Source organism: Luteibacter sp. SVR4-7G, assembly GCF_056755555.1.
In genome coordinates, this window is record NZ_JBPGXO010000012.1 from 33,593 (window position 1) to 45,842 (window position 12,250).

Here is a 12,250-nt window from a genome sequence, read left to right on the forward strand (position 1 = left end):
TCGCCTGAGGAACACCGAACGATGGCCAAGGCCAAGACCGCCTACGTCTGCACCCAGTGCGGCGCCGAACACAGCAAATGGCAGGGCCAGTGCGCCGAATGCGGCGAATGGAACGTGTTGTCCGAATTCATGGTGCAGCCGGCGAAGCCGAATGCCGTTTCGACGGGTGCGCGTCGCGGCGGCTATGCCGGCGAGGCCGCGGGTGCGCCGAAGATCACGCCGCTCACCGAAGTGCTCCTGACGGCCGAGGCGCGTACGAATACTGGCATAGGCGAACTCGACCGCGTGCTCGGCGGCGGCCTCGTCGACGGCTCGGTGGTGCTGATCGGCGGTGATCCAGGCATCGGCAAATCGACCCTGCTGCTGCAGATGCTCGGGACCCTGGGTGCGAGCCTGCCCAGTCTCTACGTCACCGGCGAGGAATCGCTGGGGCAGGTCGCAGGCCGCGCGCAGCGCCTCGACCTGCCGCTCGGGCCGCTGCATGCGCTGGCGGAAACCTGCATCGAACGCATCCTCGAGCAGGCCGCGTCCGCGCGTCCGCGGGTGCTTGTGATCGACTCGATCCAGACCATCTGGACGGAACTGCTTACCGCTGCGCCGGGCTCCGTGAGCCAGGTGCGCGAATCGGCGGCGAAGCTCACGCGCTTCGCCAAGGAAACCGGCACCTCGGTGTTCCTCGTCGGTCACGTCACCAAGGAAGGCGGCATCGCCGGCCCGCGCGTGCTGGAGCACATGGTCGATGCGGTGCTGTACTTCGAAGGCGAGTCGGGCAGCCGCTTCCGCGTGCTGCGCGCGTTCAAGAACCGCTTCGGCGCGGTGAACGAACTTGGCGTGTTCGCGATGTCCGATAAGGGCCTGCGCGAAGTGCCGAATCCCTCGGCGATCTTCCTCTCCGCGCACTCCGGGCCGACGCCCGGCAGCGCCGTGATGGTCACCCGCGAAGGCACGCGGCCGCTGCTGGTGGAAGTGCAGGCACTGGTGGACCAGTCCTCGCTCGGCAATCCGCGCCGGGTTGTGCTCGGCCTGGAGCAGAACCGTCTCGCGATGCTGCTCGCCGTGTTGCACCGGCACGGCGGTGTGGCCGCTTATGACCAGGACGTCTTCGTCAACGTAGTGGGCGGCATCCGCGTACAGGAAACCGCATCCGATGTCCCGGTATTGATGGCCGTGCTTTCGAGCCTGCGCGATCGCCCGCTGCCGGAGAAGACCATCGCCTTCGGCGAAGTGGGCCTCTCGGGGGAAATCCGCCCCGTGCCCAACGGCGAGGAGCGCCTGAAGGAAGCAGCCACCCACGGTTTCCGCCGCGCGGTAGTGCCCGCCGCGAACGCGCCGAAGCGCGGCCGCGTGGGCGAGATGGAAATCATCGGCGTCGAACGCCTGTCCCAGGCGATCGACGCCAGCCGGGAGTAGGCTCGGCGATCGTGTCACTTTACGAATGGCGCTGGAAAGCCGATCCCCTATTACATACCATCACACCCAGTTTCGAATCAGAAGGGATATCCATGCGGCCATCCGTCGTGCTCGACCTGAAACGAAGCGCTGTGCGCGAAGCAGTGAGCCGCTTTCGCACGATAAATCCCAGGGTCTTCGGCTCGGTGCTGCATGGTACCGATCAAGACGGTAGCGATATCGATCTTCTCGTCGATGCGCTGCCGGGCGCCACTTTGTTCGACCTTGGCGGGCTTCAGGACGAATTGGAGTCTCTGCTGGGTCTTCACGTCGATCTCCTCACTCCGGCCGATCTGCCGCCGGATTTCCGCGCCAAGGTGCTTGCGGAAGCACGTCCGGTATGAGTGAAAGCCGTCTCTCGGACTATCTCGATCACATGCATCAGGCTGCCACGGATGCTTGTGGCTTCGTGGAAGGGTTGACCAGACAAGACTTTCTTACGGACAAGCGCACTCAGCAGGCCGTTGTTATGAGTCTCATCATCATAGGCGAGGCTGCCACGAAAGTGATGGACGGCTATGCCGCGTTCGCAGCCACCCATGACGAGGTGCCTTGGCGCAGCATGCGCGGCATGCGCAATCGCATTGCCCATGGCTATTTCGACATCAATCTCGATCTGGTGTGGGATACCGTGAAATCGGCACTCCCCAAGTTGCTTGAGCAACTGGCGAGTGTGCGTAAGCGCGTACAGGCGATCGACGCCAGTCGCGAATAGTGCTGTTATGGGGCGCGGTGCAGGATCAGCTCAAGCACCGCCTTGGTGCCGAAGAACGCCAGCAGCAGGACGCCCATGCCGATCAGCGTGAGGTAGACCGCGCGGATGCCGCGCCATCCGTAGCGCCAGCGTCCCCAGAGCAGCACGCCGAAGACGATCCACGCGATGATCGACAGCACCGTCTTGTGCACGAGGTGCTGGCCGAACAGATCGCCGACGAACAGCGCGCCGGTGACGAGGGTGAGGGTGAGCAGCACGAAGCCGACCGCGATCAGGCGGAACAGCAGCACTTCGGTCAGCGTGAGCGGGGGCAGGGCGCGCAGCCAGTGGCCGAAACGGCTGCGGCGCAGGGCGCGTTCCTGGATGGCGAGGAGGATCGCCAGCGCGGCGGCGATCGAAAGGATGCCGAAGGCGAACACCGCGATGGTCACGTGCAGTTCGATCTGCCAGGTCATCGACTGCGGCGCGGTGCGCGGAGCGAGGAACGCATCCACGGCGAGGAAGGCGGCCGACAGCGGAAAGATGAGGATGCCCAGGCCGGCGACGGGGCGCGACAGGTTCACCACCAGGGTGAGCGCCGAGGCGATCCAGGCGACGAGCGAAAGCGCGGCGAAGAAGTGCAGGTCGAGCGTGCCACGATGGGCGGTGAGCAGCAGCGCGCCGTGAGCCAGCGCAGCGAAAGTCGCCAGGGTCATGCCCCAGCGCGCCAGCGGCTGGCCGCCCGTGGCGAGCGGCCTGGCGAGGACGCCGGCGGCGGACAGGTACAGGACGACGGCGGCCAGGGAGAGGGCGGTGACGATCATGGAGGCGCAGTGTGGCATAGCCGCTGCGGGGCGTGAATGCGGCGGGTCGGCATCCGCTATAATCGGTGGTTTATCGCATCACGAACCGAATTCCCCATGTTCGAATCGCTCAGCCAGCGCCTGTCCGACACCGTCAACCGCCTGCGTGGCCGCGGCCGGCTGACCGAGGAAAACATCCGCGAGACCCTCCGCGAAGTGCGCATCGCCCTGCTGGAGGCCGATGTGGCCCTGCCGGTGGTGAAGGCACTGGTCGAGCGCGTGAAGGTGCGCGCCGTGGGCCAGGAAGTCCTGAAGAGCCTCTCGCCGGGCCAGGCCCTGGTGAAGGTCGTCAGCGACGAACTCACCACCCTCATGGGCGCGGCCAACAGCGAGCTGAACCTCGCCGCGCAGCCGCCGGCCGTCGTGCTCATGGCCGGCCTCCAGGGCGCGGGCAAGACCACTACCGTCGGCAAGCTGGCCCGCTTCCTCAAGGAGCGCAAGAAGAAGCGCGTGATGGTCGTGAGCTGCGACGTTTACCGTCCGGCCGCCATCGAGCAGCTGCGCACCCTGGCCAGCCAGGTCGAGGTGTCCTTCTTCCCCTCCGAGGCCGGCCAGAATCCGGTCGATATCGCCAGGGCCGCCGTGGCCGCGGCCCGCCGCGAAGTGATCGACGTGCTGCTGGTGGATACCGCCGGTCGCCTGCACGTCGACGAGGCGATGATGGAGGAGATCAAGGCCCTCCACGGCGCGCTGGACCCGATCGAAACGCTGTTCGTGGTCGATTCCATGACCGGTCAGGACGCCGCGAACGTCGCCAAGGCCTTCGCCGACGCGCTGCCGCTCACCGGCGTGGTGCTGACCAAGACCGACGGCGACGCCCGTGGCGGTGCCGCCCTGTCGGTGCGCTACGTCACCGGCCGTCCCATCAAGTTCCTTGGTGCCGGCGAAAAGAGCGACGCCCTCGAGCCGTTCCATCCGGACCGCGTGGCCCAGCGCATTCTCGGCATGGGCGACGTCCTGTCGCTGGTCGAGGAGGTCGAGCGCAAGGTGGACCAGGAGAAGGCCCAGAAGCTGGCCGAGAAGGTCATCAAGGGCAAGCGCTTCGATCTCAACGATATGCGCGACCAGCTCGAGCAGATGACCAACATGGGTGGCCTGGCCGGCCTCATGGACAAGCTCCCGGGCATGGGCAGCATCCCCGACAGCGTGAAATCCAAGGTCAACGACAACGAGCTGAAGCGCATGGTCGCCATCATCGGCTCGATGACCAAGAAGGAACGCCGCCACCCCGACCTGCTCAACGGGTCGCGCAAGGCCCGCGTGGCGCGGGGCTCGGGCACCCAGCCGGCGGACGTGAACCGCCTGCTGAAGCAGTACATGCAGATGGAAAAAATGATGTCCAAGCTGTCCAAGGGCGGCAGCAAGGGCCTCCTGCGGCAGATGCGCGGCGCCATGAAGGGCATGGGCGGCATGGGTGGGATGATGCCTCCGCGCTGAAACCCCTTCCATTTTGGGAAACTTTCGCTAAAATGTTCGGCTTTACCGCGCCCGCTTCTCGCGCGCGCCTTGCCGGTAAGCGGCACTCTGGAGCTCGTAACTTATGGTCAAGATTCGTCTTTCGCGCGGTGGCGCCAAGGGCCGTCCGTTTTATCACGTCGTCGTGACCGATCAGCGCGCGCCGCGCGATGGTCGCAACATCGAACGCGTCGGTTACTACAACCCGGTCGCTGCCGGCGCCGACAAGCGCCTGGAGCTCGACGTCGCCAAGGTCCAGGCCTGGGTGGCCAAGGGCGCGCAGCTGACCGACAAGGTCCGTGCCCTCGTGAAGGAAGCCGGCAAGCTGGCGGCTTGATGTCAGCGGAGTCCGGGAAGCGCGTCCGCGTAGGGCGCATTGTCGGGCTCCACGGCGTGCAGGGACAGGTCAAGCTCGAAAGCTGGACCGAACCCCGCATCCAGATCTTCCGTTACCAGCCGTGGCTGCTGACCGCGCCGGGCGTGGAAAGGGAGATGAACGGGATCCGCGGTCGCGCGCAGGGCAAAGGCATCGTCGCCACCCTGCCGGGCATCGAGGATCGCGACCAGGCGGCCGCCCTGGTCGGTTGCGAAATCACGGTTTCGCGCGACACGCTGCCGCCGCCCGCGCCGGGCGAGTTCTACTGGACCGATCTCGAAGGCCTCGAGGTCGTCACCATGGAGGACGCGATGCTGGGCCGGGTGAGCCATCTGTTTTCCACCGGGGCCAACGACGTCATGGTGGTGAAGGACGGCGACAGGGAGCGACTGGTTCCATTTGTCCAGGGCCCCTACGTGCATTCGGTCGATTTCGACGCCGGGCGCATCGTGGTGGACTGGGACCCCGAGTTCTGAACGGCGAAGCCTGAAGATCATGCGCATCGACGTGGTTTCGCTGTTTCCCGATTTCGTCCGCCAGTCGGCCGCGATCGGGGTGGTCGGAAGGGCGCAGGAGCGCGAACTGTTGCAGGTGGAAACCTGGAACCCTCGCGATTTCGCCACCGACAATTACCGCACCGTGGATGGTCGTCCCTTCGGTGGGGGCCCCGGCATGGTGATGCTGGTCGAACCCCTGAGAGCGGCGCTTAAGGCGATCCGCGGGGCGGCACCGGAGCCGGTGCATGTGATTTATCTCAGCCCGCAAGGTGCGCGGCTGACGCAGAAACGGGTGGAAGCGCTGGCCAAGATGCCGCGAATCGCCCTGATTTGCGGACGTTACGAGGGTGTGGACGAACGCCTGCTCGAGCACGAGGTCGACGAGGAGCTCTCAATCGGCGATTATGTGCTGTCAGGCGGGGAACTCGGCGCAGCGGTGATCATCGATGCGGTGGGTCGTCTACAGGAAGGCGCGTTGAACGACGCGCAGTCCGCCCAGCAGGACTCCTTCTCGGATGGCCTGCTGGATTGCCCGCATTACACCCGTCCCGTGCATCACGATGCATTGGGCGGCGTGCCGGAGGTGCTGCTTTCCGGCGATCACGCGGCCATTCGCCGCTGGCGTCGCAAGCAGTCGCTGGGTCGTACCTGGCTGCGCCGGCCGGATCTGCTAACGCAGCGTGCGCTCGACGACGAGTCGAGGGCATTGCTGGATGAATTCCGCCGTGACTATGAACGGCTAAACGCTACAACGACAGGTGCGCCATGAACAAACTCCTCCAACAGTTCGAAGCCGAGCAGATCACCCGCCAGCTGCCGGATTTCGGTCCTGGCGATACCGTGATCGTCAACGTGAAGGTGAAGGAAGGTAACCGCGAGCGCGTCCAGGCGTTCGAGGGCATCGTCATCGCCAAGCGCAGCCGCGGCCTCCATTCCGCCTTCACCGTGCGCAAGATCTCGCACGGCACCGGCGTCGAGCGCGTGTTCCAGTCGCACAGCCGCGCGATCGACTCGGTGGAAGTGAAGCGCAAGGGCAAGGTCCGCGGCGCGAAGCTGTACTACCTGCGTGGCCTGGAAGGCAAGGCCGCCCGCATCAAGGAAGACGTCGCCGCCGCCGCTGCCGCCAAGGCCGCGAAGAAGGCCGCCACCGCCGAGTAACCGGCTGGCGCAAGGTGAAAGAAAAGCCCGCGAGCGATCGCGGGCTTTTTGTTTGGCACGGCTGATTTCTGGCGCGGCATGTTTGGAGTGCGCCAGAGCTGCTGTAGGAGCGCGCCTGCGCGCGACAGTTTTTCGCACCAGTCTCCAGGCTCGCGCGCCAGCTCCGGGTCACGGCCTCAAAAGATGTCGCGCGCAGGGCGCGCTCCTACACCGGCATGTATTCCTCGGCCAGCACCTTTGCCGGCTCCTGCAGAAAGTTGCCCTGGATGAAGTCCACGCCGCAGGCGAACAGCAGCGACGTGCTTACGGCGTCTTCGACCCATTCGGCCACCGTCTGCTTGCCGGAGGCGTGGCTTTCCTTGCAGATCTCGGCGATCTTCTTCTGGTTTTCCGGATGCTGCGGCAGGTCGGTCATGAAGCTGCGGTCGATCTTCAGGAAGTCGGTCTCGACATGGGTCAGCAACTGGAACGAGTTGAGCCCCGAGCCGAACTGCTCGATGGCGAAGCCGCCGCCGGCCTTGCGCCAGCCGGAGACGAACTCCTGCGTAGGACGCAGGCTGGTCAGCACCTTCGACTCCGGCATCTCGATGACCAGCTTGCTGCGGCGCAGGTTCGCCGCTTCGAGGCGGCGGATCAGCCACGGCAGCAATTCCGGGTCTTCCAGCGACTGCAGGGTCATCTTCACGAAGTAGGTGGTGGTTAGCCCGTCGTTCTCGCGATGGACGAGGGCGTCGATGGCATGGCCCAGCACCCAGCGGTCGATGGCGGGGAGCAGGCCGTTGCGTTCGGCCACGGGGAAGAAATACGAGGGCAGCACGTCGCCCTTCGGGCCGCGCATGCGGACCAGGATTTCGTAGTACTCGCCGGCCGCGTCCTGCAGGCTGATGATCTGCTGGTGGTACAGGCGCAAACCGTCCTTGGCCAGCGCCTCGCGCACGAGGTCCAGCCAGTACTGCTCGCGCTCCGCGTCGGCCTTCTCGCGCGCGCTGGGGTCGTGCAGTTCCACGCGGTTGCCGCCCTGGTTCTGCGCCGCACGCAGCGCCGCGCTCGCCTGGTCGAGCACGGTTTCGGTGTTGGCGTTCTTCTCGGCCAGCAAGGTGCCGCCGATGGTGATCGTCACCGTCAGCGAACGCGAACCCGCATCGAAGATGGTCTCGGCAATGGTGGTGCGCAGCCGCTCGGTAAGCGCCGCGTGCTCCAGGTCGCCCCGGGAGGAGAGGATCAGGCCCAGCGTATGGTCGCCGACCACGCCGGCGATATCGTCCTCGTCGATCGACTCCGTGACCTTCGCGGCAAGCGCCGCAAGGAGGTGGTCGGCGTTGCCGATGCCGGTGCTGGCAACGATGTCCTTCCAGTTGTCCGGCTCGAGCAGGATGACGGCCTGGCCCGCGCTGCCCGCGGCGGCGGCGGCCACCGCCTCGTCGATGTACTCGAGGGTGCGCGCGCGGTTGAACAGGCCGGTGACCGGATCGCGCTGCAGCTGGGCCACGAGGGCCGCGTCCACGGTCTGCTGGCGGAACACGATCTGCAGGCAGGATTCGCCTTCGAACGTGGCGTGGGCGAAATCGACCATCGCCTTGAAGGTGCTGCCGTCGTCGCGACGGGCCAGCAGTTCCATCGCGGGCGGTACCTTCTCGCCCCTGGAGAGGCTGCGCAGGGTGTTCTTGAATTCATCGGCATGGGTGCCGGCGACCAGGTCGAGGATGGGCAGGCCGAGGAGATCGTCGAACTCGGCGAAGCCGAAGGCCTCGAGGTAGGCCTGGTTGACGCGCACATGCATGCCTTCGTGCACGTAGGCGATGGCATCGCGCGAGGAATCGAGCAGGGCGTCGCAGCGGCGCTCGGTCTCGCGCAGCGCGGTTTCGAGCCGGCGGACGGCGCGACGTGTGGAAAGCGACTCGAATTCGCGCTGGACGACGGCAAGCACCTGGTCCGGACGCTTGCGCAGCGCCACGCCGCGCAGGCCGCTGGTGATCAGGTCCGCCGTGGCGTCGTCATGCAGGCTCTCCACCACGGCGATGAGCGCGAGGTCGCGTCCGCTGGCATCGAGCTGGCGCATCACCGCCACTGGATCGATGCCGGGGACAGTGGGACTCATCAGCACCAGGTCCGGCACGATCTCGTCGAGACAGGCCTTGATCTCATCGGGATTGGTGGCCCGGGCGGGGCGCACCGCGATGCCGCCGTTGCGCAAGACATTGATCAAGAGCTCGGCGTCTTCCACCGAACTTTCGATGAAGAGGATCCTGATGACGTTGTCGTGTTTCATGCCGTTCCGGTTGCTGCTTGCCCATCCCGCGAACCGGATGACCGGCTCGTTCCCCCCATGGCGCGGCCCGGACAGGTCATGCTGACCGGACGCCGCCCATACTAACGCGCGAAATCAGCAATAGGTCGCTTTGCGGGGTCGCCCTGCATTTCACGCACCAGCCGGGGCACCAGGTAGCCCGGGAGACGGGCACGCAGGGCCTCCATGAGCCAGAGGGCCCGGTCGTCGTCCACCTCGAAGTGGGCGGCACCCTGGACCTTGTCGAGCTGGTGCAGGTAGTAGGGCAGGACGCCCGCGGCGAAGGCGCGTTCGCCCAGTGCCGCCAGCGCGCCCACGTCGTCGTTCACGCCACGCAGGAGCACCGCCTGGTTGAGCAGGCTGGCGCCGGCCGCGCGCAGGCGGGCACAGGCCGCGTCCACGCCGGCGTCGAACTCGTTGGCGTGGTTGGCGTGGAGCACCACCACCTTCTGCAGCGGCACGGCGCTCAGCCAGGCCGTGAAAGCCTCGTCGACCCGCTCTGGCAGGACCACCGGCAGGCGCGTGTGGATGCGCAGGCGGATCACGTGGGGCAGCTCGGCCAGCCCCTGGGTCAGTTCCTCGAGCTTGTGCGTCGCCAGCGAGAGCGGGTCGCCACCGGAGAGGATCAGTTCGCGGATCGATGTATCGCCCCGCACGTGGGCCAGCGCCTCGCGCCATTGGGCCGCCGCTGCGATCTCCTCGGCATAGGGGAAGTGCCGGCGGAAGCAATAGCGGCAGTTCACCGCGCAGCTGCCGCTGGCGATCAGGAGGGCCCGGCCATCGTACTTGTGCAGCACGCCGTGGCCGGCCCGGGCGGCCATGTCGCCGACGGCGTCGACCGCATACCCTTCGGTCACCGCGTGCTCCGCGGCTCTCGGGAGCACCTGCAGCAGCAGCGGATCGGCCGGGTCGCCCTGGCTCATCCGCGCCACGAACCCGCGCGGCACGCGCAGCGGGAAGCCGGCATCGTCCAGCGGCAGGAGGTCGGTGCGCTCGGCCAGGCCGACGGCGGCGAGGAGTTCACCTGCATCAGTGATGGATTCCCGCCAGAGTTCACGCCAGTCCCGGACGGGCGGCGATAGGCGGGAAGAGGGGCTTGCGGTTATCATTGCGGACCTTGGATCGGGCCCGGAGGCCCGTGACAGCCTCTATTTTAGCTCTGGAGCAGATTCGCATGGCGACCCTTGGCCTCAATGACGTCAAAACGGGTAAGAAGATCCTTCACAACGGCGATCCGTGGATCATCACCGAGGCCGACTTCATCAAGCCGGGCAAGGGCCAGGCGTTCACCCGCATCAACCTGCGCAACCTGAAGACCGGGCGCACCACCGAGCTCACCCTGAAGTCCAGCGATTCGTACGAAGAGGCCAACGCCGTCGATACCGACGCCACCTTCTCGTACATCGAGGGCTCCGGCGACGATCGCGAGTGGGTCTTCATGCACTCGGAAACCTTCGAGCAGTACCGCGCCAACCTGGCCGCTATGGGCGATGCCTGGAAGTGGCTGAAGGGCGACGAGGAGTGCGTCATCACGCTGTTCAACGAAACGCAGGTCATCGCCGTCCAGGCACCGAAGTTCGTCGAACTCAAGATCGTCGAGACCGATCCGGGCGTGCGCGGCGATACCTCGGGTGGCGGCGGCAAGCCGGCCAAACTGGAAACGGGCGCCGTGGTCCGCGTGCCGCTCTTCGTCAATCAGGACGAAGTGATCCGGGTCGATACGCGCACGGGCGAGTACGACAGCCGCGTCAAGTAAGGCCAGCAATTCGCCCCTCTCTCGCGGCACGGCAGCCCCTCGGGCGCCGTGCCGCTCTTGCATTGAGGCTCCCGACTTCCCCACCGAGAGACCCGGATGACCGCCAGCCGCACCGAAATCGATCTCCTCGTGGAGGCCCGCTGGGTCGTCCCCGTGGAACCGCACGCCGTGGTTCTCGAAGACCATGCCGTGGCCGTGCATGAAGGGGCCATCGTCGCCCTGCTGCCCATCGGGGAGGCGCGTGCCGCCTATGCACCCCGCGAGCGCGTGGTGCTCGACGAACACGCGCTGATCCCGGGCCTGATCAACGCGCACACGCACAACCCCATGACGCTGCTGCGCGGCCTGGCCGACGACCTGCCGCTAATGACCTGGCTGCAAGACCACATCTGGCCGGCCGAAGGCCGCGTGATGGGTCCGGACTTCATCCGCGACGGCGTGGAACTGGCCGTGGCGGAAATGATCCGTGGCGGGACCACCTGCGCCAACGAAAACTATTTCTTCCCGGACGTGATCGCCGCGACCTACCGCGCGATGGGCTTCCGCGCCGTGATCGGCCTGCCGGTGATCGATTTCCCCACCGCCTGGGCGAAAACCTCGGACGAGTACTTCAGCCGCGCGCTGGAAGTGCATGACAGCCTGCGTGGCGAGCCGCTGCTCAGCACGGCCTTCGTGCCGCATGCGCCATACACCGTCTCGGACGAGAACTTCGAACGCATCCGCGTGCTCGCGGACCAGCTCGACATCCCCGTGCACCTGCATACGCACGAGACCGCGCACGAAGTGGAAGAGGCCGTGGCGAAGGACGGCATCCGTCCGTTCCAGCGCCTGCAGAAGCTCGGCCTCGTCAACGACCGCCTCGTCGCCGTACACATGACCCAGCTCACCGACGCTGAAATCGCGGCCTGCGCGAAGGCGGGCGTCTCGGTCGTGCACTGCCCGGAATCGAACCTCAAGCTGGCTTCGGGCTTCTGTCCCGCGGAGAAGCTGCGCGCCGCCGGCGTGAACGTGTGCATCGGCACTGACGGTTGCGCCTCCAACAATGACCTCGACATGTTCGGCGAAATGCGCACCGCGGCCCTGTTGGCGAAGGCCGTGGCGGGCGACGCCGCCGCCTTCGACGCCGCGTACGCGCTGCGCGCCGCCACGCTGAACGGCGCGAAGGCCATCGGCCTTGGCGAGCGCGTGGGGTCGATCGAGCCGGGCAAGCGCGCCGACCTCGCCGCCGTGCGTCTCGATGCGCTGGAAACCCAGCCGCTTTACCATGTGGCATCGCAACTGGTGTACGCCACGGGCCGGCACCAGGTCAGCGACGTCTGGATCGACGGACGGCGGAAGCTCGCCGCCGGGGAACTGATCGACATCGATACCGCCGCCGTCCGCGCGAAGGCGCGCGCCTGGCGCGAACGCATCGCCGCGGAGGACGCAGCATGAACCAGCCCTTGCATCTCTACCTCGTGCTCGCCATGCGCACGCCCGGATTCCAGGCCGAGGCCGGGGTCTCGCACCAGGCGTTCCTCCAGGACCTGATCGAGCAGGACCTGCTCGAACTCACCGGTCCCTTCACCGACAGCAGCGGCGGGGCCTACATCCTGCGCGCGCCCGACCTCGAGACCGCCATGCAGATCGTGCACAGCGATCCGCTGCACATCACCGGCTCGTCGACGCTCACCGTCCACGAGTGGCGCGCACGCCGTCCCGGCAAGGAGGAGTGA

Annotated in this window: 14 protein-coding genes; 11 read left to right on the plus strand and 3 right to left on the minus strand. The window is 66.5% G+C overall.

All coding sequences use genetic code 11. From position 1 onward, the window contains the following. Positions 1 to 21: 21 nt before the first annotated feature. The 3 genes from radA (at position 22) to ACR9ZH_RS06580 (ending at position 2,164) form a co-directional block, all read left to right on the plus strand. Positions 22 to 1,410 (plus strand): DNA repair protein RadA, encoded by a 1,389-nt coding sequence (gene radA, locus ACR9ZH_RS06570; RefSeq protein ID WP_481289962.1) that lies wholly within the window; start codon positions 22 to 24, stop codon positions 1,408 to 1,410. 92 nt (positions 1,411 to 1,502) lie between these two features. Then, the gene (locus ACR9ZH_RS06575) at positions 1,503 to 1,793 is read left to right on the plus strand and encodes a nucleotidyltransferase family protein (RefSeq protein WP_481290016.1); all 291 of its coding nucleotides are present in this window, start codon (positions 1,503 to 1,505) and stop codon (positions 1,791 to 1,793) included. After that, entirely contained in the window at positions 1,790 to 2,164 is a 375-nt protein-coding gene (locus ACR9ZH_RS06580; RefSeq protein WP_481289963.1) for a HepT-like ribonuclease domain-containing protein, read from the plus strand. Before ACR9ZH_RS06575 ends, ACR9ZH_RS06580 begins: the two co-directional genes overlap by 4 nt. A 5-nt stretch (positions 2,165 to 2,169) precedes the next feature. On the opposite strand, the gene ACR9ZH_RS06585 is transcribed toward ACR9ZH_RS06580, so the two are convergent. Continuing rightward, positions 2,170 to 2,967 carry a cytochrome C assembly family protein gene (locus tag ACR9ZH_RS06585; RefSeq protein ID WP_481289964.1) on the minus strand — a complete coding sequence of 266 codons (798 nt, stop codon included), beginning with the start codon at positions 2,965 to 2,967 and terminating at the stop codon, positions 2,170 to 2,172. Between the two features lie 96 nt (positions 2,968 to 3,063). Here ACR9ZH_RS06585 and ffh point away from each other — a divergent pair, with 96 nt between their 5' ends. The 5 genes from ffh (at position 3,064) to rplS (ending at position 6,492) form a co-directional block, all read left to right on the plus strand. Next, positions 3,064 to 4,443, plus strand: a complete 1,380-nt coding sequence (gene ffh, locus ACR9ZH_RS06590) for a signal recognition particle protein (RefSeq protein ID WP_481289965.1) — start codon at positions 3,064 to 3,066, stop codon at positions 4,441 to 4,443. A 103-nt stretch (positions 4,444 to 4,546) separates the two neighbouring features. Next, positions 4,547 to 4,798: a 30S ribosomal protein S16 gene (gene rpsP / locus ACR9ZH_RS06595; protein WP_481289966.1), complete on the plus strand. Its 252-nt coding sequence runs from the start codon at positions 4,547 to 4,549 to the stop codon at positions 4,796 to 4,798. Continuing rightward, entirely contained in the window at positions 4,798 to 5,313 is a 516-nt protein-coding gene (gene rimM, locus ACR9ZH_RS06600; RefSeq protein ID WP_481289967.1) for a ribosome maturation factor RimM, read from the plus strand. The genes rpsP and rimM overlap by 1 nt, the downstream gene beginning before the upstream one ends. Positions 5,314 to 5,332: 19 nt before the next feature. After that, a complete protein-coding gene (gene trmD / locus ACR9ZH_RS06605; protein ID WP_481289968.1) occupies positions 5,333 to 6,103 on the plus strand; it encodes a tRNA (guanosine(37)-N1)-methyltransferase TrmD in 771 nt (256 codons plus the stop codon). Beyond that, positions 6,100 to 6,492 (plus strand): 50S ribosomal protein L19, encoded by a 393-nt coding sequence (gene rplS / locus ACR9ZH_RS06610; RefSeq protein ID WP_481289969.1) that lies wholly within the window; start codon positions 6,100 to 6,102, stop codon positions 6,490 to 6,492. Before trmD ends, rplS begins: the two co-directional genes overlap by 4 nt. A gap of 205 nt (positions 6,493 to 6,697) precedes the next feature. On the opposite strand, the gene ACR9ZH_RS06615 is transcribed toward rplS, so the two are convergent. Next, a complete protein-coding gene (locus ACR9ZH_RS06615; protein ID WP_481289970.1) occupies positions 6,698 to 8,761 on the minus strand; it encodes a GGDEF/EAL domain-containing response regulator in 2,064 nt (687 codons plus the stop codon). 101 nt (positions 8,762 to 8,862) lie between these two features. After that, a complete protein-coding gene (gene epmB, locus ACR9ZH_RS06620) occupies positions 8,863 to 9,888 on the minus strand; it encodes an EF-P beta-lysylation protein EpmB (RefSeq protein ID WP_481289971.1) in 1,026 nt (341 codons plus the stop codon). Positions 9,889 to 9,953: 65 nt separating this feature from the next. Here epmB and efp point away from each other — a divergent pair, with 65 nt between their 5' ends. From efp to ACR9ZH_RS06635, 3 genes are all read left to right on the plus strand, one after another. Then, complete coding sequence (gene efp, locus ACR9ZH_RS06625) at positions 9,954 to 10,535, plus strand: elongation factor P (protein ID WP_481289972.1); 582 nt, start codon at positions 9,954 to 9,956, stop codon at positions 10,533 to 10,535. Positions 10,536 to 10,631: 96 nt separating this feature from the next. Next, a complete protein-coding gene (locus ACR9ZH_RS06630; protein ID WP_481289973.1) occupies positions 10,632 to 11,969 on the plus strand; it encodes a TRZ/ATZ family hydrolase in 1,338 nt (445 codons plus the stop codon). Further along, on the plus strand, positions 11,966 to 12,250 hold the full coding sequence (locus ACR9ZH_RS06635) for a YciI family protein (RefSeq protein ID WP_481289974.1): 285 nt from the start codon (positions 11,966 to 11,968) through the stop codon (positions 12,248 to 12,250). The genes ACR9ZH_RS06630 and ACR9ZH_RS06635 overlap by 4 nt, the downstream gene beginning before the upstream one ends.